This window comes from Streptomyces sp. NPDC048352, from assembly GCF_040651895.1.
In the GTDB taxonomy this organism is placed as follows: Bacteria; Actinomycetota; Actinomycetes; order Streptomycetales; family Streptomycetaceae; genus Streptomyces.
On record NZ_JBEZKZ010000050.1, the window covers coordinates 28,585 to 52,610 of the forward strand.

Here is a 24,026-nt window from a genome sequence, read left to right on the forward strand (position 1 = left end):
GGAGCGGGATCGTATGGCGCAGCACACCCTCCACGCGGCGGCCGCCGCGGCCGCCCTCGCCTGCCTGTCGGCGCTAGGCCCGGCAGCGGGCGGCAGCGCCGTCCCGGCACCGGTGCGGCCCGGCGCGGCGTCCGGGGCGCGGTTCGTGCCCGGCCCGTGCCCGAAGACGCCCGAGCCGGTCGCCGCCCTGGCCAAGGCCCGGTGCGGCACCCTGGAAGTCCCCGAGAACCGGGCCCGTCCCGGCGGCCGGACCATCAAGCTGGCCGTGGCGCGCATCGCGGCGGCCTCGGCGAAACCCGCGGCGGACCCCGTGGTGTTCATGGCGGGCGGTCCCGGCGGTGACACGTTCGACGACCTCCCCTTCGTCATCGACTCCGGTCTGAACAAGGACCGCGAACTGATCGTCATGGCGCAGCGCGGGAACCTCTACGACCAGCCGAACCTCGCCTGCCCGGAGATCGACCGGTCCAACGAGAAGGCCGTCGGCCACGGCTGGGACGCCGCCCCGGCGAAACAGCTCATGCTGAAGGCGGTGAAGGACTGCCGGGACCGCCTGACGGCCGACGGCACCGACCTGAACGCCTACAACAGCGCGGAGAACGCCGCCGACTTCGCCGACCTGCGCACCGCCCTCGGCATCGCGCAGTGGAACGTCTACGGGTACTCCTACGGCACCAACCTGGCCCTCACCTACCTGCGCGCGCACCCCCGCGGGATCCGCGCGGTGGCCCTCGACTCGCCCAGCCCTCCGCAGGTCACGGTCCTGCCGTGGGGCTGGAGCAGCGCCCGCGAGGGGGCCGGCAGCATCTTCGACGCGTGCGCGGCCGAACCCCGCTGCAAGAGCCGCTACCCGGACCTGCGCCGGACGCTGGACGAGCAGGTGCGCATCCTGGAGGCGCGGCCCCTGACGCTGAACACCCGTCCGCCCGGCGGCGGAGACCCGGTGAAGGTCGTCCTCGACGGAGGCGCCCTGCTGAACCTGATGGTCGGCTCCAACGTCAAGCCCGCCGACCTCCCCGCGGCGCTCGACGAGCTCGCCGGGGGGAACCCGCAGCGCTTCGCGCAGGGCCGCGCCAAGGACTCCGTCCAGCCCGTGGGCCAGACCGCGCACGGCCTGACGCAGTCGGTGGCGTGCAGCGAATGGGTGCCCGGCACCTCGGAGCCCGACGTGCTGGACGCGGGCCGCCGGGCCTTCCCCGGGTGGCCGGAAACGGTCCTGGCCCAGGTGCCGCAGCTGCCCTTCCAGTACGACGTCTGCCGGACGTGGAACGTCGAGAGCCAGGCGGCCGAGCACCGGGTGGCCACCGTGAGCGCGGTCCCCGCGCTCGTCATCTCCGGGTCCTTCGACATGAAGACGGGAGCGGGCTACGCGAAGGACGCCTCCCGCACCCTGTCCCGCTCCACCTCCGTCCTGGTCCCCGGGATCGGACACTGGGTGGTTCCCCAATCGCCCTGCGCCCAGCGGGTGCTGGCCTCGTTCCTCGCCGATCCGACCGCTCCCGACACCGGTTGCGTCGCCGGTCTCACCCCGAAACCGTTCACCATCACCCCGAAGTGACCGGGAGGGCAGATGGCTCCCCACACCCCGACCCACCGCTGCCGCACCGTGCGACGGCTGCCCGCCGGACCGGCCGCGGTGGCGGCGGGCGTCCTCGTCACGGGCCTGCTCGCCGCACCCGCCCACGCGCGGCCCGGCCCGGGCGCCGACGACGGAGCACCACTCGGAACGGTGGCCCGCACGGTGGGCGACGCCCGCTACGAGCCCGGCCCCTGCCCGAAGACCGCGGACCCGGTCGCCGAACTCGAAGGCGCCCGCTGCGGAGCCCTCACCGTGCCCGAGAACCGCACCAAGCCGGGCAGCCGGAAGATCACCCTCGGGGTCGCCGTCGTCGCGGCGACGGCCGGGAAGCCCACATCCGACCCCGTCGTGTGGCTCGCCGGCGGGCCCGGCGACGACGCGGTCGGCGAGGCGAAGATGGCGGTCGGCGGCGGCCTGAACCGCGACCGCGACCTGATCCTCATGTCCCAGCGCGGAACGTACTCGGCCGATCCGGCCCTCACCTGCCGCAACGTCGACGAGTTCAACGCCCGCGCGACCGGGCTCGTCTACGACGCGTCCTCCACCGAGCGCCTGCACGTCGAGGCCACGAAGGCCTGCCGCGACCAACTCGCGGCGACCGGCGCCGACCTCAGCGCCTACAACGACATCGAGAGCGCCGCCGACCTCGCGGACCTGCGCGCCGCCCTGGGCCTCGCACAGTGGAACGTGTTCGGCATCTCCTACGGCACCCAGCTGGCGCTGGTCTACATGCGCCTGCACCCCGAGGGCATCCGGTCGGTCGGCCTCGACGGCATCCTGCCCCCGTCCACGGGCGGGTCGGCCGTGACCTGGAACGCCGCCAAGCAGGGCTTCGGCGGCCTCTTCAAGGCCTGCGCGGAGCAGCCGGCCTGCAACCGCCGCTACCCGAACCTGTCGGCCACCTTCGAACGCCTCGTCCGCGACCTCGAAGCCAAACCGGTCACCACCACCGTCACGCTCCCCGACAGCAGGAAGCAGGTGAAGGTCGTCCTCGACGGCGGCGCCCTGGTGAACTGGATGACGGCCGCCACCCACGTCGCACCCCAGGTGCCCCGCGCCCTCGACGAACTGGCCCACGGCCGACCCCAGCGCATCGCCGAGCAGTGGGCGAGCGGCAAGTACAGCCCCCAGGCCGTCGGCCGGCTCTCCCACGGACTCGTCTACGGCGTCTTCTGCAGCGAGTGGACCCCCTACGAGACCCAGGCCGAAGCGCTCCGCGGAGGCCAGGCGGCCTTCCCGTCGTTCCCCCGCTCGGTACAGGCCCAGGCCCCGCTGCTCACCTTCCTCCGCCCCGACTGCGACGTCTGGAAGGTCCCCGCGGCACCCCGCTCCATCCGCGACGTCACCAAGAGCGACATCCCCACCCTCGCCCTCTCGGGCGGGTTCGACGCCCAGACCGCGGCGGCCAACGGCCCGTACGTGGCCCGGACGCTGAGCAGGGCCACCGTCCTCACGATCCCCTACGAACCCCACGTGGTGTTCGCCACCTCCAAGTGCGCGCAGGAGATCACCGTCTCGTTCTTCGACACCCCGAAGGCGCCGAAGACCGGATGCCTGGGCGGGCTGGAGGCGCCCGCGTTCGAGATCGGCCCCTGACCCCGCTCACCCGGTGGGATGCCACTCCGACAGGAGGATGGTGGCGTCGTCCAGCAGCCGCTGGTCCTGGTGGTTGAGGAGGTCCAGGATCAGCCGGCGCAGGGCCTCGGGGGCGGTGGCACCCGAGGCCATGGAGCGGATGACGGTGTCGGCCAGCCGCTCCTCGCCGAACAGTTCGCCCGCCGCCGAGCGGGCCTCGATGACCCCGTCGCTGTAGATCAGGACCCGGTCGCCGGGCTGGAGGCGCACCCGGTACTGCCGGGGGGCGTCCTGGCCGTGGAAGCCGACGCCGAAGGGCAGCTGGGCCGCCCGTTCCAGCGCCTCGGGCAGGACGTGGCCGTTGCGGATCAGCAGGGGCGGCGGGTGGCCGCAGTTGACCCAGGTGAACTCCCCGTCCGCGGTGTCGAGATTGGCGAGGATCCCGGTCATCAGCCGGTCGGGAATCCACTCCTGCAGGGTCCGTTCGATGGTGCCGGCGATGTCGGTCAGCGTGCCGCCGGACCGGCGGGTGGACCGGCACGCGGCCAGACCGGCCGAACTGGCACCTCCCGACGCCAGGTCGTGCCCCATGGCGTCCAGCAGGGTCAGGTGCAGCACGCCGTCACTGAAGTTGTGGTCGAAGGCGTCCCCGCCGATGTCGTACGCCGGCTCCAGCACGGCGGTCGAAGTCGCCTGGCTGGTGCCGATGGTGCGTGGCGGCAGGAACCCCCACACGAGTTCGGCCTGCAGGGTCATCGGCCGGCTGCGGCCCCTGACGACCAGGATGTCGTTGTGGGAGGACTTGGAGACGACGACCAGCGTCGCCAGGCTCGCCAGGGCCCCGCACACGTCGAGCTCGGCCCGGCCCAGCTCCGCGCCGGTGGCCTTCATGACCCCGATGCGCTCCACTCCGTCGATCATCGGCACCCAGGCGGTGGTGCGGTCGCGCGACAGCTGGGTGCGCTGCGTGCGGTAGGCCATGCCGGCCAGCGACCCGTCGATCTCCAGGACCTCCGCCTCGCGGTCCGCCTCGCTCGCCTCGGCCGGGCCCGGCCGGGGGGCGGCCAGCTGGGGCAGTGCCAGCAGGCGGACCTGCTGGACGTCGGCCAGGTACAGCCGGGTGCCGCCGAGCCCCAGCCGTCGGGCGGCCTGGTCGGTGAGCGCCGGGATCTGGCGGGCGGAGGCGTCGTGGGAGCGTTCCAGCAACCACGCCAGGACGGTGCCGGTCGCGGAGGTCACCGGCGCCGCTTCCCGTGCCGCCGCGGGCCCCGGGGGCCGCGGTTCCCGCCCGCGCGGGCGGTCAGCCGTCTCTGCATGGCAGGCACCGCCTCATGTGCTCCGTACGCCGCCCCGCCGGGGGCGGGGCGGCGGCCGTCGCGGGGCGCCTGCCCGGCGCGCCCGCGTCCATGCGCGCGGCCGGGCGGGCGGGCCCGCGACGGGCCGGGCACGGCCCGCGTCACAGGGCCACGATGATCCCGTACGCGAGGAAGAACAGCGCCACCAGGATCGCCAGGATGACGATGAGCGCGAGCGGACCCTTGGCCCAGCCCCGCGTGAGCGGGCGGTAGGGGCCGGCGCCGGAGGAGGTGCTCGACTCGCCGGGAGGGGTCTCGCCCGGCGGCACCGAGCCGCCTGGGTCCAGACCGGGGGTGTTGCGGGGGTCGGGGTCCGGGTTGTGGGTACTCATGCCCGGCGCCTCCCCGCAATCCGGACGCCCATGCCCGCTCGGGCGGACAACCCGGGACGGGTGCGCCGGCGCTCGCGTACGGGCCACGCAGCAAGCGCCTCAGGACTCCTTGCCGCGTCCGCTCAGCGCGTCGCGCAGGCGGTCCACGAGGCCCATGCCGGGCGCCAGGAGCTTGTTGGCGGGTGGGGTGTCGGGCGCCGACGGGTGCGGACGGGTCGGAGCGGTCTTCTTCGCGGTGCGCACCTTGTCGCCGAGCTTGCCGAGCATCTCGGGGCTGCACGCCGTGCGCAGCCGGGGGAACAGGTTCCCCTCCTCGTCGGCGATGTGTTCCCGGATCTCCGCCATCAGCTGCGTCATCAGGGCGTCGAAGCGGGGGTCGTCGGCCTCGCAGCCCTCCAGGTCCTTCATGATGCGCTCGGCCGTCGCGTGGTCGGCGAGCTCCTTGTCGGCCATGGCGTCGCCGTCCGGCAGCATGTCCCGTACGGCCGGGTACAGGTAGGACTCCTCCGCCACCGAATGGCGCACCAGTTCCATGATCGCCTGGTCCGCGAGGTCCTTCCTGCGCGAGTCGCCCGGGGGCAGTGCCTCGATCCTGCCGAAGATCTCCTCCACCTCCCGGTGGTCGGTGGTCAGCTCTGCGATGACGTCGCCGCCGTGTCCCATCGTGTCCTCCTCGATCCGTTCCTGGCTCCGCCGGGCGGTCCGTCGCCCGGAATCCGCCCGACCCCTCCGCATGATCCACGCTTATCGCCTCCCATGCCGCGTATCCGGTCATTAGGGTGAGAGAAGGACACCCGCTCGGCCCTGGAGGACAGCCGTGACCACGGACCTCTCCCTGGCGCCGCTCATAGCGGCCACGGCGCAGTGGCTCGACCGCGCCTACCCGTCAGGACGCGGAGCCCTCCAGCGCGGACTCGCCCAGGCCCAGTCCCGCCAGGCCGTCACGCTCGCCGCCTGGCTCCGCTACCCGACGCGGATCGACGCGCACCTGGTGGCCCTGACCGGGCCCGGCGGCTCCGTCCGGCTGGACTGGATCGCCGGGTCCGACCTCGCCCGGGCGGCGGAGCCCGCGGACCCGCAGGACGGCGCCTGGCGGACCTGGGTGGACGAGGTGGTCGCGAGCTGGGCCGCGTGCCTGCTGACCACGCCGTCCCTCGCGGAGGCGGCGGCGCGGGCCGTCACGGCCACGGAGCACGTGGGCACGGTGCCCGTCTCCTTCCGCCGGCTGACCGAGCCGGACCCGTACGACCACCGGGCCGCGGCGCTGCTGCGCCACCCGGACCTGGTGGCCCCGGTGGCGGACCTCCACCGGTCCCGGCTGCTGGCCCGTCTGGCGGCCTGACGCCGCGGCGGCTGCCGGTCGGCGCAGGTGTCCCGGAGGGCATCCGGAACATCCGTACCGACACCGGAAGAACCGGTTCACCGGCCCCGAACGGCCGCTTGACCGAAGGACCTGCGACAACGTAGCTTCTGGCGGACCGACTCGTGAGCTGATGGAAGGAGGCGCTGTCGGATGTCGACCCTCTCCGCACCGCGTCGCCTCGCTCACGAGATCGCCTGGGCTCCGGGCCGCGTAGCACACGGCTGCTGAACAGCCCCCTCTCCGGCGTGCCCGATTGCGGCCCCGGCACCTTTTCGTTTTTCTGTCACCGCCTGCGGCACGCCGTCGCGTGCCGATGTGCGCTCTCCGGGTTCTCGAGCTGCGCCACCGAAACAGAAAGTCCTGAAAAATGGCGACTAGGACAACCAGATCCACCGCGCACCGAAATGAGGATCTGCCATGGTAGCGGCGCGGATCACCGTCAACGGGAAAGAAACCCCGATCTCACCCGCCGCGCCCCACACCACCGTGCTGGACTTCCTGCGCGAGCGCGGCCTCACCGGCACCAAGGAGGGCTGCGCCGAGGGCGAATGCGGCGCCTGTTCGGTCCTGGTGGCGCGTCCCGGGGTGGACAAGCCCACCGACTGGGTGGCGGTCAACGCCTGCCTGGTCCCGGCCGCGGCGCTCGACGGCCAGGAGGTCATCACCTCCGAGGGTCTCGCCACCGCCGGCGGGCCCGGCACACCGGCCGGCCTGCACCCCGTGCAGGAGGAGATGGCGGTCCGCGGCGGTTCCCAATGCGGTTACTGCACACCGGGCTTCATCTGCAGCATGGCCGCCGAGTACTACCGGCCCGGCCGCTGCGCGCACGCCGCCCCGGCCGGCGGCACGGACTGTGACGGTACGTCCCCCGGCAGCGCCGACTCCGGCAGCACCGGCTTCCGCAGCGCCGACCCCGAGCACGGCCCGAACGGCTTCGACCTGCACGCGCTCAGCGGAAACCTCTGCCGGTGCACCGGCTACCGCCCCATCCGCGACGCCGCGTACGCCGTCGGCGCGCCCACCGGCGACGACCCCCTGGCCCAGCGCCGCGAGCAGTCCCCGCCCGAACCGGCCGCCACCGCGTACACCCGGGACGACAGCACGTTCCTGCGCCCCGGCACCCTGGCCGACACCCTGCGGCTGCTGCGCGAGCAGCCCGACGCGGTCGTCGTGGCCGGCAGCACCGACTGGGGGGTGGAGGTCAACATCCGCTCCCGCCGGGCCCGTTGCGTGATCGCCGTCGACCGGCTGCCCGAACTGCGGGAACTGCGCGTCGAGTCGGACCACATCGAGATCGGGGCGGCGCTGACGCTCACCGAGATCGAACGCCGCCTCGACGGCAGCGTCCCGCTGCTGGCGGAACTGTTCCCGCAGTTCGCGTCCCGGCTCATCCGCAACAGCGCGACCCTCGGCGGCAACCTGGGGACCGGATCGCCCATCGGTGACAGCCCGCCCGTGCTCCTCGCGCTGGAGGCGTCGGTGCTGCTGGCCGGCGCCGACGGCGAGCGCGAGGTCCCGCTCGCGGACTACTTCACCGGCTACCGGCAGAGCGTGCGCCGCCCCGGAGAGCTGATCCGAGCGGTGCGCGTCCCGCTGCCGCTGTCGCCCGTCACGGCCTTCCACAAGATCGCCAAGCGCCGCTTCGACGACATCTCCAGCGTGGCGGTCGCCTTCGCGCTCGACATCGAGGACGGGACCGTCCGCAAGGCGCGCATCGGCCTGGGCGGCGTGGCCGCCACCCCGATCCGCGCCCTCGCCACCGAGGCCGCCCTGGAGGGCGAGCCGTGGTCGGCGCGGACCGTCGAGGCCGCGGCGCAGGTGCTGCGGGCCCAGGGCACCCCCATGGACGACCACCGCGCCAGCGCCGAGTACCGCTCCGCGATGCTCGGCCAGAGCCTGCTGAAGCTGTACGCACAGACCACCGAGGCGGTGTCGTCATGAGCCAACTGTCCGAGCGCCCCGAGAAGCCCGTCGTCGGGGTCTCCGTACCGCACGAGAGTGCCGGCCTGCACGTCACCGGCGCCGCGCTCTACACCGACGACCTGGTCCACCGCACCAAGGACGTACTGCACGCCCACCCGGTGCAGGTCATGAAGGCCCGCGGCAGGATCACCGCGCTGCGCACCGGGCCCGCGCTGGCCGTACCCGGCGTGGTGCGCGTCCTCACCGGCGCCGACGTGCCCGGCGTCAACGACGCCGGCATGAAGCACGACGAACCGCTGTTCCCCGACGAGGTCATGTTCCACGGCCACGCGGTCGCCTGGGTGCTCGGCGAGACCCTGGAGGCGGCCCGGCTCGGTGCGGCGGCCGTCGAGGTGGAACTCGACGAGCAGCCCTCCCTGATCACCCTGCGGGAGGCGATCGCGGCCGAGAGCTTCCACGGCGCCCGGCCAGTGATGCTGGCCGGCGACGTCGACGCGGGCTTCGCCGACTCCGCGCACGTGTTCACCGGCGAGTTCCAGTTCTCCGACCAGGAGCACTTCTACCTCGAGACGCACGCGGCGCTGGCCCACATCGACGAGGCCGGGCAGGTGTTCGTCCAGAGCAGCACCCAGCACCCCTCGGAGACGCAGGAGATCGTCGCGCACGTGCTCGGCCTGCACAGCCACGAGGTGACCGTGCAGTGCCTGCGCATGGGCGGCGGCTTCGGCGGCAAGGAGATGCAGCCGCACGGGTTCGCGGCCGTCGCCGCGCTCGGCGCCAAGCTGACCGGCCGGCCGGTGCGGGTGCGGCTCAACCGGACCCAGGACCTGACCATGTCCGGCAAGCGGCACGGGTTCCACGCCACCTGGAAGATCGGCTTCGACGCCGAGGGCCGCATCCAGGCCCTGGACGCCACCCTGACCGCCGACGGCGGCTGGAGCCTGGACCTGTCCGAGCCGGTGGTGGCCCGCGCGCTGTGCCACATCGACAACACCTACTGGATCCCCAACGCGCGCATCGCCGGCCGCGTCGCCCGCACCAACAAGGTCTCCAACACCGCCTTCCGCGGCTTCGGCGGACCCCAGGGCATGCTGGTGATCGAGGACATCATGGGCCGGTGCGCACCCCTGCTCGGCCTGGACCCGGCGGAGCTGCGGGAGCGCAACTTCTACCGCCGGGGCCAGCACACCCCGTACGGGCAGCCGGTCCTCCAGCCCGAACGGATCTCCGCGGTCTGGGAGCAGGTCAAGGAGAACGGCGCCGTCGCCGACCGCAAGAGGGAGATCGCGGCCTTCAACGCCGCGCACCCGCACACCAAGCGGGGGCTCGCGATCACCGGCATCAAGTTCGGCATCTCGTTCAACCTCACCGCCTTCAACCAGGGCGGCGCGCTGGTGCTGATCTACAAGGACGGCTCGGTCCTGATCAACCACGGCGGCACCGAGATGGGCCAGGGCCTGCACACCAAGATGCTCCAGGTGGCCGCGACCACGCTCGGCATCCCGCTGCGCAAGGTGCGGCTGGCGCCGACGCGCACCGACAAGGTCCCCAACACCTCCGCCACCGCCGCCAGCGCCGGGACCGACCTCAACGGCGCGGCGGTGAAGAACGCCTGCGAGCAGCTGCGCGACCGCCTGCTGCACGTGGCCGCCTCCCAGCTCGGGGCGAACGCCTCGGACGTGCGGATCGTCGAGGGCGTCGCGCGCGTCCTCGGCAGGGACGAGGAACTGGCCTGGGACGACCTGGTGCGCACCGCGTACTTCCAGCGGGTCCAGCTGTCGGCGGCCGGCTTCTACCGGACCGAGGGCCTGCACTGGGACGCGAAGACGTTCCGGGGCTCGCCGTTCAAGTACTTCGCGCACGGCGCCGCGGCGACCGAGGTGGAGGTGGACGGCTTCACCGGCGCGTACCGCATCCGGCGGGTCGACATCGTCCACGACGTCGGCGACAGCCTCTCCCCGATGATCGACATCGGCCAGGTCGAGGGCGGCTTCGTGCAGGGCGCGGGCTGGCTGACCCTGGAGGACATGCGCTGGGACTCCGGTGACGGACCGAACCGCGGCCGGCTGCTGACCCAGGCCGCGAGCACCTACAAGCTGCCGAGCTTCTCGGAGATGCCCGAGGAGTTCAACGTCACGCTGCTGCAGAACGCCGCCGAAGAGGGCGCGGTCTACGGCTCCAAGGCGGTGGGCGAACCCCCGCTGATGCTGGCGTTCTCCGTGCGCGAAGCGCTGCGGCAGGCCGCCGCGGCCTTCGGGCCGGCCGGGGTCAGCGTGGAGCTCGCCTCCCCGGCGACACCGGAGGCGGTGTACTGGGCGGTCGAAACGGCCCGCGGCGGCCGTGCCCGCGACGGCGGCGGGGTCCCCGCCGGCACGAGCACCGACACGAGCGCCCTGAGCAATGCCTGACATGACCTGGGTGGCCGCGGTCGCGCGGTTGCGGGCCCGCCGGGAACCCGGCGCGCTCGTGACCGTCGCGACCGTGCGCGGCCACGCACCCCGCCGGGCCGGCGCCAAACTCGTCGTGGGGCGGACCGAGACCTGGGGCTCGATCGGGGGCGGCAACATCGAGGCCGTCGCCATCGACCGGGCCCGCGAGGTCATCGGCACGCCCGACCAGGAGCCGGAGCTGATGGAGTTCGCCCTCAACGAGAAAGTCACCGGCCGGCACGGCGTGCAGTGCTGCGGCGGAGCCGTCAGCGTCCTGCTCGAACCGCTGCCGGTGGTACCGGCGGTGGCGGTCTTCGGCGTCGGACACGTCGGGCTGGAGCTGGCGCGCATCCTCGCCCGCCACGACCTGGACCTGCACCTGATCGACACCCGCCCCGGGCAGCTCACCGAGGAACGGCTCTCCGTGCTGGCGGACGCGGTCGCGCAGGTCCACGTGCACCACACGCCGCTGCTCCCGGAGGACGTCCTCGCGGAGCTGGCACCCGGTACCCACGTCCTGATCATGACCCACGACCACGCCGAGGACGCCGCACTGTGCGACGCCGCCCTGCGCACCGCGGGCCTCGGCTCGATCGGGCTGATCGGCTCGGCCGCCAAATGGGCCCGCTTCCGCTGGCGCCTGGCCACCGAGGGCGGCCACGACACCGCCGCGATCGACCGGATCAAGTCCCCGATCGGAATGCCCGAGCTCACCGGCAAGGAACCCGCCACGATCGCGGTGGGCGTCGCGGCGGACCTCCTGCGCACCTTCGAACAGGAGGGCCGCTGACCGGCGCCGGACCCGCCGGCGCCGGCTCGGCCTGACCAGGGGGCGCGTCACACGGTGAGCTCGACCCGACGCGCAGGACGGCGGCGCCGCGGGTCCGACGGCGGGAGTGCCGGGGCGGTCCCCGATCCCGGGACACGACCCCGGAGGGGACAGGATGCCCGGCTCTGCTTGACCGTCCCGTCCTTCCCGGGGCACGGGAACGGCGACGGGCCGGCGCGCTGTCCCAGAGGCCGGGCCTGAGCCTCGGCACCGTCACCATCAGCACCGCCGCCAGGCGCGGGACCTGCGCGTGCTGCCCTGGCTGGGGCGCCGTGGGGAGGCGAGAACGCCCTCGGGGACCGGTACGGGCGCGGCCTGCGGCGTGGGGGAGCTCGCGGGCGGGCGACCGGAGGGCGGGATAACGGCGTCGGGCCGGCCGACGGAGGGGTAGTGCCAGCGGTGTCGCGAGTGGCGCCGGCTGTACGGCGATTGCGGGTTGTGCTCCACGTGCCGCCGCTGTGGCGAAGACGCCGGCCAGGATGACGCAGAGCCCTGGCAGTTCGGCGACGACAACCGCAACGGCGGCTCGAACCGCGATGGTTCCGGCAGCGACGGCTGGTTCGGCGGGCAGGGCGGCGGCAACCCAGGCGGCCCCTCCGGCGGTTCGGGCGGCGGTCGCGGGTCCGGGTCCGGTGGCTCTGGTGGTTCCGGCGGTGGCTCGGGTGACGGCTGCGAGCGGCGGTGGCTGCTGCAATCCGTGCAAGTGCTGCTGCGACTGGTGCGACTGAACGACGGATGAGCCCGCCCGCCCCGGGCTTCGGCAGCCGCCTGCTCGAGGAGGTCATGCCGTGGCCGTTCCGGTTCGGCAAAATGGTTTGAGCTCGGGCGGCGGCACCGTCACGATCGGAGGACACCGATGAGTTCTTCCCGGCGCCGCAGTCTGTCAGTGTGACCTGCCCCCGTGCGGAGGACACTCACATGACGGAAGGCGCCATGCCCGCACCACACGAAACGCCCACCCCCTCGCCCGCCCGCGTCACCGCCGTGCTGCGGATCCTCGTGCTGTCCACGTTCGTCGTCCTCCTCAACGAGACGATCATGGTCAACGCCATCCCGCGGCTCATGCGCGACTTCGAGGTCACCGCGGCCGCCGCAGGGTGGCTGTCCACGGCCTTCATGCTCACCATGGCCGTCGTCATCCCGGTGACGGGGTGGTTCCTCCAGCGCGTGACGACCCGGACCGCCTTCGGCCTCGCCATGGCACTGTTCCTCGCCGGCACGGCCCTGGCCGCGGCCGCGCCAGCCTTCCCCGTACTGCTGGCCGCCCGCGTCATCCAGGCCTCCGGCACCGCCGTCATGATGCCGCTGCTCATGACGACGCTGATGACCCTCGTGCCCCCGCACGACCGCGGCCGTGTCATGGGCAACATCACCCTCGTCATCTCCGTCGCACCCGCCCTCGGCCCCGCCGTCTCCGGTGTGCTGCTGCAGCTGGGGTCATGGCGCCTGCTGTTCCTGGCGGTGCTCCCCATCGCCGGGGCCATGGCCGTGTTCGGCCGGCGCAAACTGGTCAACATCGGCGAGCCGCAGGCCGGCCCGATCGACTGGCTGTCCGTCCCCCTGGCGGCAGCGGGCTTCGGCGCCCTGGTCTACGGCCTGAGCGGCCTCGGTGCCGGGAACGCGGACCAGGCCCCCGTGCCCCCGGAGGCCACGACCCTGGCCGGCGCCGTGCTGGTGGGGCTGTTCGTATGGCGACAGCTGGCACTGCAGCGCTCGTCCGCACCGCTGCTGGACCTGCGCGCCCTGACGTTCCGCCACTTCTCCGTGGCGCTCGGCCTGATGTGCCTGTCCTTCATGGCCCTCATGGGTGCCTTCATCCTGCTGCCGATCTACCTGCAGGAGGTGTGCGGCCTGACCTCGCTGCAGACCGGGCTGCTCCTCATTCCCGGCGGCTTGACCATGGGGCTGCTCGGACCACAGGTCGGCAAGCTCTATGACCGGCTCGGCGCACCGCGCCTGGTCGTGCCAGGGGCCGTACTCACAGCGCTGTGCCTCGCGCTGTTCGCCCTCACGGGCGAACAGACCTCGCCGTGGCTGGTGCTCGCCCTCCACGTGGCCCTGAGCGCGGGCATGGCGTTCGTCTTCACCCCCGTCTTCACCTCCGGCCTGTCCGTACTGCCGCCGCACCTCTACCCCCACGGCTCCGCCATCCTGGGCTCGCTCCAGCAGGTCGCGGCCGCCGCCGGCACCGCCCTGGTGATCAGCGTCATGTCGGGACGGGCCGCCACGGCGGCAGCCGGGGGTGCCGACACCACCGGCGCGCTCGCCACGGGCATCCGGTGGGGATTCGGCATCGGCGCCGTGCTCGGCGCCCTCGCCGTGCTGGTCGCCTTGCTGATCCGCACCCCGCCCGCTCCGCAACAGCCCGCAGCGCCGGAAACCCAGGAGGAAGAAGGCACCACGACGAGCAAGACCGCGCAGACGCCCACCTGACGCCTGGACGACCCGCCCCGTGCCCCCGGCGACGAAGGGGGCACGGGGCGGGTCGGCTCAGAACAGGCCGAGCTTCTTGGGGGAGTAGCTGGTGAGGATGTTCTTCGTCTGCTGGTAGTGCTCCAGCATCATCTTGTGGGTCTCGCGGCCGATGCCCGACTGCTTGTAGCCGCCGAAGGCGGCGTGGGCCGGGTAGGCGTGGTAGCAGTTCGTCCAGACGCGGCCCGCCTGGATCGCGCGGCCCGCGCGGTACGCGGTGTTGATGTCGCGGGTCCAGACGCCCGCGCCCAGGCCGTACGACGTGTCGTTCGCGATGCGGACGGCGTCGTCGAAGTCCTGGAAGGAGGTCACCGACACCACCGGTCCGAAGATCTCCTCCTGGAAGATCCGCATCCGGTTGTCGCCCTCGAAGACGGTCGGCTCCACGTAGAAACCGCCCGCCAGGTCGCCGCCGTGGTCGATGCGGTCGCCGCCGGTGAGGATCTTCGCGCCCTCCCGCCGGCCTATCTCCACGTACGAGAGGATCTTGCGCAGCTGCTCCTCCGAGGCCTGGGCGCCGATCATCGTCTCCGTGTCCAACGGGTGGCCCGGGACGATGAGTTCGGTGCGGGCGACCGCCGCGTCCAGGAAGTCGCCGTACCGGCCCCGCTCGATCAGCGCGCGTGACGGGCTCGTACACACCTCGCCCTGGTTCAGCGCGAACATCGTGAACCCCTCCAGGGCCTTGTCGCGCAGGTCGTCGTCCAGCGCCCAGATGTCGTCGAAGAACAGGTTCGGGCTCTTGCCGCCGAGTTCGAGCGTGACCGGCTTCAGGTGCTCCGCCGCGTACTGCATGATCAGGCGCCCCGTGGAGGTCTCCCCGGTGAAGGCGATCTTCGCCACGCGCGGGCTCGACGCCAGCGGCTTCCCGGCCTCCTCGCCGAAGCCGTTGACGATGTTCACCACCCCCGGCGGCAGCAGGTCCGCCACCAGGCTCAGCCAGTAGTGCACCGAGGCCGGCGTCTGCTCGGCCGGCTTGAGGACCACCGTGTTGCCCGCGGCCAGCGCCGGCGCCAGCTTCCACACGGCCATCAGGATCGGGAAGTTCCACGGGATGATCTGGCCCACCACGCCCAGCGGCTCGTGGAAGTGGTAGGCGACCGTGTCGTCGTCCAGCTGGCTGAGGGAGCCCTCCTGGGCGCGCAGGGCGCCCGCGAAGTAACGGAACTGGTCGACGGCCAGGGGCAGGTCGGCGGCGAGGGTCTCGCGGACCGGCTTGCCGTTCTCCCAGGTCTCCGCGACCGCCAGGGCCTCCAGGTTCTGCTCCATCCGGTCCGCCACCCGCAGCAGGACGGCGGAGCGCTCCGCGACGGACGTGCGGCCCCACGCCGGCGCCGCCGCGTGCGCGGCGTCGAGCGCCCGCTCCACGTCCTCCGCCGTCCCGCGCGCGACCTCGGTGAAGGGCCGGCCGGTGACGGGGGAGGGGTTCTCGAAGTACCGGCCGCGGGCGGGCTCCACGTACTCCCCGCCGATGAAGTGGCCGTAGCGGGACGCGTACGACATCAGCGAGCCCTCGGTACCGGGTGCGGTGTAACGGACCATGGGTGTCCTCCCCTGCCGGGCGCCGGCCGCCGTCGGACAGCGCTCGGTGCGGAGGCTAGGAGCGGGCAGGTTGCGGGGACGTTGCGCGCCGGACGCCGAACTCCTCGTCGAGGGCGCGTACGCGGGCCAGGGCGGCCGGCCGGCTCTGCGGCGGCAGGGCCGCGGCCAGCGCCCGCCACACCGCCGGGTCCTCGGCGCCCCACGGGCTGCACACCCAGTCGGTCAGCAGCCCCGCGTCCGCCCGGGCGATCACCGCCGCCCGCGCCTGCTCCTCGATCCGCCGGCGCAGCCGGACGACGCCGGGGGCCGAGGAGGCCGGCAGCAGCGGGCCGCGGTAGCGGGTGAGGGCGGCCGAGACCGCTCCCGCCGCCAAGTGCCGCGTCACGGCGGTGAAATCGGCCTCCAGGGGAGCGGCGGTGCGGTAGGGACGGGAGAGCAGGTTCCCGGTGCCGAGCAGGGCGCGCAGCCGGGACATCTCCGCCCGCAGCGTCACCGCCGCGACCGACTCCTCCTCGTACAGGGCGAAGGCCAGCTCCTCCCCCGACAGACCCCCGGGGTGGTGCGCGAGCAGCGCCATGATCTCGCTGTGCCGCCGCCCCAGCGGGATCCGGCGGCCGCCGAGCACCAGCAGCGCCTCGTCACGCCCGAGCGCGTCGAGGGTGTCGCGGGAAGCGGGCGGCTCCGGTGCCAGCAGCGCCAGCTGGGCCTCCGCGGCCCGCGCCACCGCCTGGACGAACGCCAGCGAATGGGGGTGGGCCAGCCCGTCGCCGCCGGTGATGTCGACCGCGCCGAGCACCCGGCCGGTGCCGGGGTCCCGTACCGGGGCGGCCGCGCACGTCCAGGGGTGCACCCGGCGGCTGAAGTGCTCGGCGCCGAAGACCTGTACGGGCTCCCCGACGGCGACCGCCGTGCCGGGAGCGTTGGTCCCCATCGCCGTCTCCGCCCAGCGCGCGCCCGGTACGAAGCCGAGCCGCTCCGCCCGGCGCAGGGTGGCCGCCTCCCCCTCGACCCAGAGCAGCTCGCCCCGCGCGTCGCACACCGCGAGCAGATGGGCGCCGTGCGCCGCGAAAGCCCCCACCAGATCCCGGAACAGCGGCATCACCCGGGCCAGCGGATGCTGTTCGCGGTAGCCCAGCAGCTCCGCCTCCGCCCGGTCCAGGCGCGGCGCGCACTCCGGGCTGACCCGCGCCCGCGCGCACCGCCGCCAGGACTTCGCGATCACCGCCCGGACCGGCGGCTCGACCCGCCCGTCCCGGGTGAAAGCCTCGTGCGCCCGTCGCAGGACGCGCGTGCGCTCGACGGGATCGGCCCCGCCCGGCAGCGCCAACGACGGATCGCCCATGTCACCCTCCCGAGGGACCGTGGAGCCGCGGTACGCGGAGCGGCCCCCATCGTCATGCGGCTCCCGGACCCCGGCAAGCGCCACGTCGGCCAGTCGGTGCCGAAACCGGCCGGGAACGCGCCGCCGCGTCCGCGCGTTGACCGAGGTGGCAGCAGCAATCGGCCGACCAGGGCCGCAGGGGGATGAGGACGTTCCGATGAGCACCGCCGAGAAGACCATCGAGACCACCGTCGCGGCCACGGCCGGGACCACCGCCGGGGACACCGCCGAGACCGCCGCCGGCCGTCGCGAGGGGGACGGCACGCGGGTCGCACGCGTCGCGGCGGTCAGCAGCAATGCCGAGTACTCGTTCACCAAGCCCAACCGGGAGAGCATCACGCTCCTCGCCGGCCTCGGCGTCGAGGGCGACGTGCACGCGGGGGTCACCGTCAAGCACCGCTCGCGGGTGGCGCAGGACCCGACCCGGCCCAACCTGCGCCAGGTGCACCTGATCCACCGGGAACTGTTCGAGGAGGTGGCCGGAGCCGGCTTCAGCGTCTCCCCGGGCCAGCTCGGGGAGAACGTGACCACCGAGGGCATAGACCTGCATGCCCTGCCGACGGGCACGCTGCTGCGCATAGGCCAGGAGGCGGTGGTGGAGGTGACGGGCCTGCGCAATCCGTGTCCGCAGATCAACGCCTTCCAGGACGGACTGCTCAAGCAGGTCGTCGGCCGTGACGAGGAGGGCCGCCTGGTCCGCAAGGCAGGGATCATGGGCGTGGTCCGCCAGGGCGGCACGGTCCGCCCCGGCGACCCCGTCGAGGCCACCCTCCCGCCGCTGCCGCACGTCCCGCTGGAGCGCGTCTGACGGGCGGGGCAGGCGGGACTTCGCGGACACCCTCTAGTAGTAGTCCCGCATGAGGGCCGTCGCCCAGGGCGGCTGGCGGGTCTCGCCGCGGGGGCCGAACTCCGCCATGTACGGCTTGAGGTCGAGCACGGGCGTGCCGTCCACCGCGTCCAGCCCCTCGACGTGCACCTCCAGGCCGTCCACCTTCAGCACCCTGCACCGGGAGAGGCCGATCCGGTTGGGCCGGTTCTTGCCGCGCTGGGCGAAGATCCCGACCAGGGGCCAGTCCTGGTTCCCCCGCGGGTGCCGCGCGCCCGTCTCGATCTTCTCCACCGGCACCCGGTCGAAGTGGTAGACGACCTCGACGTGGGAGAAGTCCTCGAGCCCGTACAGAGCCTCGGGGCCGAACCGGTCGGCGTCCAGCCGGATCACCGCCCGCTCCCGTCCCCAGTCGTCGTCCACGACCTCCGCCCGGCCCCCGACGACCACACCGACAGGCTCCGATTCCACCCTCATCCGTTCCCCCGTCTCCCTCTCGCGTGTCCCGGCCTTGGCCCGGCTCAGGCCGGCCGCGCGGCCACGCCGTCCAGTGCGGTCAGCAGGCCGGCCAGCCCGGGCAGGCCGGCGCCCGGCTCGCGGGGGACCGCCAGGACCTCGCCCGGTTCCTCGTCCAGCAGGACGAAGGCCGGGCCGCCGGTACGGGCGACCAGCGACCACCCGGGCCCGTCGGCCCGCAGCGTCCGTACGCCCTCACCCGCGAAGGCCGACCGGACCCGGCCCGGCGGCGGCGCCTGCCGCGCGTAGTCGGCGGCCTCCCGCAGCGCCCGCGCCAGCCCCGGGTGCGCGGCGGCCGCCGCCCCGCCGTCCTCCGCGACGCGCCCGCTCCAGTCCGCCCACTCCCGGGCGATCTGGTCCGCGCCCAGGCGGCGCTGCACCGGCCCCCACCCCTCGGCCGAGGGCGGCGCCAGCGGCACCCGCCCGGTGCCGTCCGCCCCCTGCTCCGGATCGTGCGGCTCCGCGATGCCCGACGCCGACACCGTCAGCTCCAGCGGCCAGCCTGCCAGCGACGCCACGACCGTGCGCTCGTCGGGAGACAGGTCGTACTCCATGCCGCAGTCCCAGGCCGCGATGGCGCCGGCCACGAGCGAGACGTCGTCCACGACGACCGTCCAGCGCGCGCCCTCCTCGTCCTGGCCCAGCACCAGCCCGTACCCGTCGGCGGCCGGCGGTACCCCCAGCAGCGCGCAGGCCTGCGGGAAGTCGTCGCCGAACACCGCCGGGAACTGCGTGGGGGTCAGCAGCACGGCCGTCAGCACGTACAGCGAGCCCCCGTCCTCCTCGTCGGACACGTGGCCTCCCGATCGCGTTCTCGTCGGCGCACCTTAACCAGCGGGTAACTCGCACGTCGAGACCCGACGGGGACCGATTTCCAAGCCCGCTACCTGCACGTAGAGTTGGGGACCCGCCACAGAAAGGGAGACCGGTGCAGCGTTACGACCGGCTGAGGGAGATCCTCCGGCTCGACCCCGAGAAGGACTTCCTCGCCATCTACCGGCTCACCGCCACCTACGAGTTCCCCTGGGACTTCACCCGCGCCCTGGAACTCGCCCTCTTCAGGACATACGCCGTGCCCTCCATCGGCGCCCTGCTGGCCGAGACCGCCGAGTTCACCGACCGCGCCCAGAAGCGCTACGACGACACCGCCCTCCTCCTCGACGCCGTCGTGGAACACGGCTTCGGGAGCGACACGGCCCGCACCGCGATCCGCCGCGTCAACCAGATGCACCGCAGCTACGACATCTCCAACGACGACATGCGCTACGTCCTGTGCACGTTCGTGGTGATTCCCGCGCGCTGGGTCGACGCCTACGGCTGGCGCCGGCTGACCCACCACGAACGCCGCGCCTGCGCCCAGTACTACGCCACCCTCGGCCGACACCTGGGCATCACCGACATTCCGGACTCCTACGAGGAGTTCGAGGCCACCCTCGACGCCTACGAGCAGGCCCACTTCGGATGGGACGAGGGGGGCCGCGCGGTCGCCGACTCCACCCTGGACCTGATGGCCTCCTGGTACCCCGCGCCGCTCGCCCCCGCCGTGCGCCGCGCCGGCCTCGCCCTGCTGGACGAGCCGCTGCTCAGCGCGTTCCGGTACGAGTCCCCCCGCCCCGGCGTCCGGCGCCTGGTGCGCGGCGCCCTGCGGCTGCGCGGACGCGCGGTACGGCTGCTGCCCCCGCGCCGCGCACCGCACTACGCCCGCCAGAACCCGGAGATCAAGGGCTACCCCCACGGCTACGACGTCGGCGAACTCGGCACCTTCCCCGTGCCCGGCGCGGGCGGCTGCCCCGTGCCGCACCCGCGCCGCCCGGCCGAAGCCGAGGCCCAGCCCCCCGCGTAGCCCCCGGTACGGGCGGGCGCGGGCGCGCGGGGCGACGTACGAAAAGGCCCCCGCGCCGGGTGTCTCAGGCGTCGCGCAGGGCCAGGACCAGGAAGCGGGTGTCCTCGTCCGCGTATGAGGTCATCCGCCAGCCGGACCCGGACAGGAGCGGGCCGAGGTTGTGCTCCGCCCGCAGGTCGTCCGGGGTCAGCTCGCGACCGTGGCGCGCGGCCAGCGCGGCACGCCCGATCGGGTGAAAGAGCGCGAGCCGGCCGCCCGGGCGGACGACGCGGGCGAGCTCGCGCAGGTTGGCGGCCGGATCGGGCAGGTGGGCGATCAGCCCGGCGGCGAACACCGCGTCCAGGGCCCCGTCGCGCAGCGGCAGGCGGGCCACGTCGGCGCGCAGCAGCGTCCCCTCGCGGTCACGCCCGGCCCCGCGCGCCGCGGCCAGCATCTCCTCGGTGAGGTCGACGCCGAGCACGGTTCCGGACGGCCCGACGGCCGCGCGGAGGGGGACCAGCGCCCGGCCGGTCCCGCAGCCCGCGTCGAGCACCCGGTCGCCGGGGCCCACGCCGAACTCCGCCACGGCGGTCGCGAAGGCGGGCGCGTCCTCGGGGAACTTGCCGTCCCAGGCGGCCGCGCGCGCCCCGAAGAACTCCTGCACGCGCGTGTGGTCTTCGTTCATACGGCTCATACGGCTCATGCGCCCATGATCCCGCACCCCGCGGTTCCCGCGGGCCGTGCGCAAGGTGGCACGCGGCGTGATCGGAGACGAACGTAGCTCTGTCATATTCCAGCAGTTACAGCGTCTTTCGAAATGCGCCCCTTGTTCGCGCCCTCACCCGGACTAGCGTCCCGTGGCCATGGGACACCTGGACCACGCCGCCTATGGCTGGCTGACACCCGCACTGTCATATGTGATGGCATCGATCGGCGCCGCCCTCGGCCTGCGCTGCACCGTCCGCGCGCTCGCCGCGATCGGCGCCTCCCGCCGCAACTGGCTCCTCACCGCGGCCTCGGCCATCGGCACCGGCATCTGGACGATGCACTTCGTCGCCATGCTCGGCTTCCACGTCACCGGCACCGAGATCCACTACGACGTGCCGATGACCCTCCTCAGCCTGCTCGTCGCCGTGGCCGTCGTCGGCGCCGGGGTCTTCGCCGTCGGCTACGGCAGGGACCGGGGCCGCTCCCTCGTCCTCGGCGGCCTGACCACCGGACTCGGGGTCGCGAGCATGCACTACCTCGGCATGGCCGCCCTGCGCCTGCACGGACGGATCGACTACGACCCGCTCACCGTGGCGCTCTCGGTCGCCATCGCCGTCGTCGCCGCCACCGCCGCGCTCTGGGCCGCCCTGAACATCAAGTCGCCGGTGGCCGTCGCCGGGGCCTCCCTCGTCATGGGCGCGGCCGTCAGCAGCATGCACTACACCGGGATGGCGGCCGTCGCCGTCCGCGTCGCCCCCTCGGGCGCCGCGCTGCCCGGAGCCACCGCGATGCAGTTCATCTTCCCGCTCGCGGTCGGGCTCGGCTCCTACCTCTTCATCACCGCGGCCTTCGTGGCGCTCTCCCCGGGGGCGGACGAGGGGGCGGCTCCGGCTCCGGGATCCGCATCGGCTCCGGGATCCCCATCGGCCCCGGCTCCGTCCGCGGCGGGCGCCGGGTACGCGCCCGCCGCCACCCGGAGTCCGGGCGGCGGCCCCCTCTCCTCCCGCTGACCTGCCCTCCCACCCCCCCTGAAGACCCGCACCTGAGGACCCGCACCGCCCCGGAACGAGGAGCCCATGCGCACACCCCGCACCAGACCGGCAGCAGCGGCGCCGCGGCTCCCCGCGCCGCCGTCGCGCGGCCGCCGCGCGCACGCCGGTCCCCCCGCGGCGGAACCCCGGGAACCCGCGTCCCCCCGGCCCGTCCCCGCCGGGGGCGCCGGCGGCCCGACCGGACCGTGGGCCCGGCTGCGGCCCGCCACCGTCCGCGCGAAGATCGTCTCGCTGCTGATGGTCCCGGTCGTCTCCCTGCTCGCCCTCTGGGGCTTCGCCACCGTCAGCACCGCCCAGGAGATGGCCCGGCTCGGCCGCATCCGCCAGGCCGACGCGGAGATACGCACCCCCCTCGCCGCCGCCCTCACGGAGATCCAGGCCGAGCGCCGGGCCGCCGTCCGCTTCCTGGCCGACGCCGCGTCCGGAGAGGCGGCCGCCTTCGAGCAGCAGTCCCGGCGCACCGACGAGGCCGTACGCCGGCTGCGCCTCGGCGACCGGCACACCGTCGCCGACTCCGGCGAGTACCGCCCCGACACGGCCGTGCGGCTCGGCGCCTTCGTCGCCGACGCGCAGGCGCTCGGCTCCGCCCGCAAGGACATCGCCGCCCGCCGCGCCACCCCGGACGGGGCCTACGAGACGTACACCCGCGCGGCCGACGCCGCCCTCGCCGCCGAGGGTGCCCTCTCCGGCGGCTCCGACGCCGAACTCGGCCCAGAAGCCCGGGTCCTGCTGGAGTTCACCCGGGCCGCTGAGCTGCTGTCCCGCGAGGACGCGCTGCTCGCCCTGCCCGGCCCGCGCACCGCCGAGGCGCTGCGCCGCCTGACCGGCGCCGTGGAGAGCCGCCGGACCCTCACCGCCGCCACCGCCCGGGACCTGCCGGCGGACCAGCGGGCCGCGTGGGAGTCCGTGTCGAAGAGCGCCTCCTACGCCGACCTCACCGCCGCCGAGGACAAGGCGCTGGCCGCCGCCCCGGCCGCGCCGGTCCCCGCCGCCGCGACCTCCGCCGCGGCTTCCGCGGCCGCCTCGGCGGCTGCGTCGTCCCCGCGCGAGGCCCACGGCACGCCCGCCGGGTGGGACGCCGCCTACGCCGGCGTGAGCGGCTCGATGCGCGAGATCCGGCAGGCCGCGCACGCCCGTGCCGCCGGGCGGTCCGGTCCGCTCGCCGAAGGCGCGCTCAGCCCGGCCGGCGCCGCCGTCCTGCTCGGGCTGGCGGCGGTGGCCGCCTCGCTGGTGATCTCCGTACGCATCGGCCGCGCCCTGGTGGTGGAGCTGGTGTCGCTGCGCGACACCGCGCTGGAGATCGCCCGGCACAAGCTGCCGCAGGCCATGGAACGGCTGCGGGCCGGGCGCCCCGAGGACATCGACATCGACGCCGAGGCGCCGCCCGGGCCGCCCGCGCAGGACGAGATCGCCCAGGTCGGCGAGGCCCTGTCCACCGTCCACCGGGCCGCCCTCGGCGCCGCCGTCGAGCGCGCCGAACTCGCCGACGGGGTGAGCGGGGTCTTCGTCAACCTCGCCCGCCGCAGCCAGGTCCTGGTGCACAAGCAGCTCAGCCTCCTCGACTCGATGGAGCGCCGCGCCGACGACCCGGGCGAACTCGGCGACCTCTTCCGGCTCGACCACCTCACGACGCGGATGCGCCGCCACGCGGAGAGCCTGATCATCCTCTCGGGTGCCGCCCCGGGCCGGGCCTGGCGGACGCCGGTCCCGCTGACGAACGTCGTGCGCGCCGCCGTCTCCGAGATCGAGGACTACCCGCGCGTGGAGGTCAGCCGGCTCGCCGAGGCCGCCGTGGCCGGCGGATCGGTCGCGGACCTCACGCACCTGCTCGCCGAACTGCTCGAGAACGCCGCCCAGTTCTCCCCGCCGCACACCAAGGTCCGGGTCAGCGGCGAACCCGTCGGCGCCGGCTACGTCCTGGAGGTCGAGGACCGCGGGCTCGGCATGGGCCGTGAGGCGCTCGCGGAAGCCAACCGCCGCATCGAGCACTGCGAGGACCTCGACCTCTTCGACAGCGACCGCCTCGGCCTGTTCGTGGTCAGCCGGCTCTCCGCCCGCCACGGGATCCAGGTGCACCTGCGGCCCTCGTCGTACGGGGGAACCACCGCCGTGGTGCTGCTGCCCAACTCCCTCCTCCAGGGGGCGATCGAGGCCCCGCCGACCCCCGAGCCCGAGCCGGCCGCGGTTGCCGCACCCACCCGCGGCCCCGAGCCGCACGCCGCCCCCGGGCCGCAGGCGCCTCCCGGGCCGCACGCCGCCCCCGGGCCGCAGGTGCCTCCCGGACCGCAGGCCGGTCCCGGGCCGCAGGCGCCCGCCGCCGCG

The 24,026-nt window shown here is 74.1% G+C and carries 19 protein-coding genes; 11 read left to right on the top strand and 8 right to left on the bottom strand.

Going from position 1 to position 24,026, the window contains the following annotated elements; translation table 11 throughout:
* The first annotated feature begins 13 nt into the window (after positions 1-13).
* Both AB0D45_RS23685 and AB0D45_RS23690 read left to right on the top strand, forming a co-directional pair.
* Entirely contained in the window at positions 14-1,558 is a 1,545-nt protein-coding gene (locus AB0D45_RS23685; RefSeq protein WP_362462268.1) for an alpha/beta fold hydrolase, read from the top strand.
* Positions 1,559-1,570: 12 nt separating this feature from the next.
* On the top strand, positions 1,571-3,175 hold the full coding sequence (locus AB0D45_RS23690) for an alpha/beta hydrolase (RefSeq protein WP_362462271.1): 1,605 nt from the start codon (positions 1,571-1,573) through the stop codon (positions 3,173-3,175).
* A 6-nt stretch (positions 3,176-3,181) separates the two neighbouring features.
* Here the strand turns inward: AB0D45_RS23690 and AB0D45_RS23695 are convergent, their stop codons facing one another.
* The 3 genes from AB0D45_RS23695 to AB0D45_RS23705 form a co-directional block, all read right to left on the bottom strand.
* Entirely contained in the window at positions 3,182-4,393 is a 1,212-nt protein-coding gene (locus AB0D45_RS23695) for a PP2C family protein-serine/threonine phosphatase (protein WP_362462274.1), read from the bottom strand.
* Between the two features lie 217 nt (positions 4,394-4,610).
* Entirely contained in the window at positions 4,611-4,841 is a 231-nt protein-coding gene (locus AB0D45_RS23700; RefSeq protein WP_362462277.1) for a DUF6480 family protein, read from the bottom strand.
* A gap of 99 nt (positions 4,842-4,940) precedes the next feature.
* The gene (locus AB0D45_RS23705) at positions 4,941-5,504 is read right to left on the bottom strand and encodes a hemerythrin domain-containing protein (protein WP_361606213.1); all 564 of its coding nucleotides are present in this window, start codon (positions 5,502-5,504) and stop codon (positions 4,941-4,943) included.
* Between the two features lie 154 nt (positions 5,505-5,658).
* On the opposite strand from AB0D45_RS23705, the gene AB0D45_RS23710 reads away from it, so the two are divergent.
* The 5 genes from AB0D45_RS23710 (at position 5,659) to AB0D45_RS23730 (ending at position 13,818) form a co-directional block, all read left to right on the top strand.
* Positions 5,659-6,183 carry a hypothetical protein gene (locus AB0D45_RS23710; RefSeq protein WP_361606210.1) on the top strand — a complete coding sequence of 175 codons (525 nt, stop codon included), beginning with the start codon at positions 5,659-5,661 and terminating at the stop codon, positions 6,181-6,183.
* 438 nt (positions 6,184-6,621) lie between these two features.
* Complete coding sequence (locus tag AB0D45_RS23715) at positions 6,622-8,145, top strand: FAD binding domain-containing protein (RefSeq protein ID WP_362462280.1); 1,524 nt, start codon at positions 6,622-6,624, stop codon at positions 8,143-8,145.
* Positions 8,142-10,535, top strand: coding sequence for a xanthine dehydrogenase molybdopterin binding subunit (gene xdhB / locus AB0D45_RS23720; protein ID WP_362462282.1), 2,394 nt, complete (start codon positions 8,142-8,144; stop codon positions 10,533-10,535). The genes AB0D45_RS23715 and xdhB overlap by 4 nt, the downstream gene beginning before the upstream one ends.
* Position 10,536: 1 nt before the next feature.
* Positions 10,537-11,346 carry a xanthine dehydrogenase accessory protein XdhC gene (gene xdhC, locus AB0D45_RS23725; RefSeq protein ID WP_362462285.1) on the top strand — a complete coding sequence of 270 codons (810 nt, stop codon included), beginning with the start codon at positions 10,537-10,539 and terminating at the stop codon, positions 11,344-11,346.
* A gap of 972 nt (positions 11,347-12,318) precedes the next feature.
* Complete coding sequence (locus AB0D45_RS23730) at positions 12,319-13,818, top strand: DHA2 family efflux MFS transporter permease subunit (protein ID WP_362462288.1); 1,500 nt, start codon at positions 12,319-12,321, stop codon at positions 13,816-13,818.
* 57 nt (positions 13,819-13,875) lie between these two features.
* Here AB0D45_RS23730 and AB0D45_RS23735 read toward each other — a convergent pair whose 3' ends face one another.
* Positions 13,876-15,399, bottom strand: coding sequence for an aldehyde dehydrogenase family protein (locus tag AB0D45_RS23735; RefSeq protein WP_361606196.1), 1,524 nt, complete (start codon positions 15,397-15,399; stop codon positions 13,876-13,878).
* A 55-nt stretch (positions 15,400-15,454) separates the two neighbouring features.
* A complete protein-coding gene (locus AB0D45_RS23740; protein ID WP_362462291.1) occupies positions 15,455-16,741 on the bottom strand; it encodes a GAF domain-containing protein in 1,287 nt (428 codons plus the stop codon).
* A gap of 196 nt (positions 16,742-16,937) precedes the next feature.
* Here AB0D45_RS23740 and AB0D45_RS23745 point away from each other — a divergent pair, with 196 nt between their 5' ends.
* Positions 16,938-17,588: an MOSC domain-containing protein gene (locus AB0D45_RS23745; RefSeq protein ID WP_362462294.1), complete on the top strand. Its 651-nt coding sequence runs from the start codon at positions 16,938-16,940 to the stop codon at positions 17,586-17,588.
* A 33-nt stretch (positions 17,589-17,621) separates the two neighbouring features.
* Here AB0D45_RS23745 and AB0D45_RS23750 read toward each other — a convergent pair whose 3' ends face one another.
* Both AB0D45_RS23750 and AB0D45_RS23755 read right to left on the bottom strand, forming a co-directional pair.
* The gene (locus AB0D45_RS23750; protein ID WP_362462297.1) at positions 17,622-18,083 is read right to left on the bottom strand and encodes an SAM-dependent methyltransferase; all 462 of its coding nucleotides are present in this window, start codon (positions 18,081-18,083) and stop codon (positions 17,622-17,624) included.
* A gap of 44 nt (positions 18,084-18,127) precedes the next feature.
* The gene (locus tag AB0D45_RS23755; protein WP_362462300.1) at positions 18,128-18,916 is read right to left on the bottom strand and encodes a hypothetical protein; all 789 of its coding nucleotides are present in this window, start codon (positions 18,914-18,916) and stop codon (positions 18,128-18,130) included.
* A 134-nt stretch (positions 18,917-19,050) separates the two neighbouring features.
* Between AB0D45_RS23755 and AB0D45_RS23760 the strand changes: the two genes are divergently transcribed.
* Positions 19,051-19,965 (top strand): oxygenase MpaB family protein, encoded by a 915-nt coding sequence (locus AB0D45_RS23760; RefSeq protein ID WP_362462303.1) that lies wholly within the window; start codon positions 19,051-19,053, stop codon positions 19,963-19,965.
* 64 nt (positions 19,966-20,029) lie between these two features.
* Here AB0D45_RS23760 and AB0D45_RS23765 read toward each other — a convergent pair whose 3' ends face one another.
* Positions 20,030-20,638 (bottom strand): methyltransferase domain-containing protein, encoded by a 609-nt coding sequence (locus tag AB0D45_RS23765; protein WP_362462312.1) that lies wholly within the window; start codon positions 20,636-20,638, stop codon positions 20,030-20,032.
* Positions 20,639-20,807: 169 nt separating this feature from the next.
* Here AB0D45_RS23765 and AB0D45_RS23770 point away from each other — a divergent pair, with 169 nt between their 5' ends.
* Positions 20,808-21,662: an MHYT domain-containing protein gene (locus tag AB0D45_RS23770; protein WP_362462306.1), complete on the top strand. Its 855-nt coding sequence runs from the start codon at positions 20,808-20,810 to the stop codon at positions 21,660-21,662.
* Between the two features lie 66 nt (positions 21,663-21,728).
* The coding region (locus AB0D45_RS23775; RefSeq protein WP_362462309.1) for an ATP-binding protein at positions 21,729-24,026 on the top strand (2,298 nt) is incomplete at its 3' end.

Bases quoted from the DNA above. Each gene is read 5' to 3' on its own strand.
- AB0D45_RS23765 (WP_362462312.1), bottom strand. From the start codon at position 20,638: ATGAGCCGTATGAACGAAGACCACACGCGCGTGCAGGAGTTCTTCGGG.
- AB0D45_RS23700 (WP_362462277.1), bottom strand. From the start codon at position 4,841: ATGAGTACCCACAACCCGGACCCCGACCCCCGCAACACCCCCGGTCTG.
- xdhC (WP_362462285.1), top strand. From the start codon at position 10,537: ATGACCTGGGTGGCCGCGGTCGCGCGGTTGCGGGCCCGCCGGGAACCC.
- AB0D45_RS23770 (WP_362462306.1), top strand. From the start codon at position 20,808: ATGGGACACCTGGACCACGCCGCCTATGGCTGGCTGACACCCGCACTG.
- AB0D45_RS23750 (WP_362462297.1), bottom strand. From the start codon at position 18,083: ATGAGGGTGGAATCGGAGCCTGTCGGTGTGGTCGTCGGGGGCCGGGCG.
- AB0D45_RS23690 (WP_362462271.1), top strand. From the start codon at position 1,571: ATGGCTCCCCACACCCCGACCCACCGCTGCCGCACCGTGCGACGGCTG.
- AB0D45_RS23735 (WP_361606196.1), bottom strand. From the start codon at position 15,399: ATGGTCCGTTACACCGCACCCGGTACCGAGGGCTCGCTGATGTCGTAC.
- AB0D45_RS23745 (WP_362462294.1), top strand. From the start codon at position 16,938: ATGAGCACCGCCGAGAAGACCATCGAGACCACCGTCGCGGCCACGGCC.
- AB0D45_RS23705 (WP_361606213.1), bottom strand. From the start codon at position 5,504: ATGGGACACGGCGGCGACGTCATCGCAGAGCTGACCACCGACCACCGG.
- AB0D45_RS23730 (WP_362462288.1), top strand. From the start codon at position 12,319: ATGCCCGCACCACACGAAACGCCCACCCCCTCGCCCGCCCGCGTCACC.
- AB0D45_RS23715 (WP_362462280.1), top strand. From the start codon at position 6,622: ATGGTAGCGGCGCGGATCACCGTCAACGGGAAAGAAACCCCGATCTCA.
- xdhB (WP_362462282.1), top strand. From the start codon at position 8,142: ATGAGCCAACTGTCCGAGCGCCCCGAGAAGCCCGTCGTCGGGGTCTCC.
- AB0D45_RS23685 (WP_362462268.1), top strand. From the start codon at position 14: ATGGCGCAGCACACCCTCCACGCGGCGGCCGCCGCGGCCGCCCTCGCC.
- AB0D45_RS23740 (WP_362462291.1), bottom strand. From the start codon at position 16,741: ATGGGCGATCCGTCGTTGGCGCTGCCGGGCGGGGCCGATCCCGTCGAG.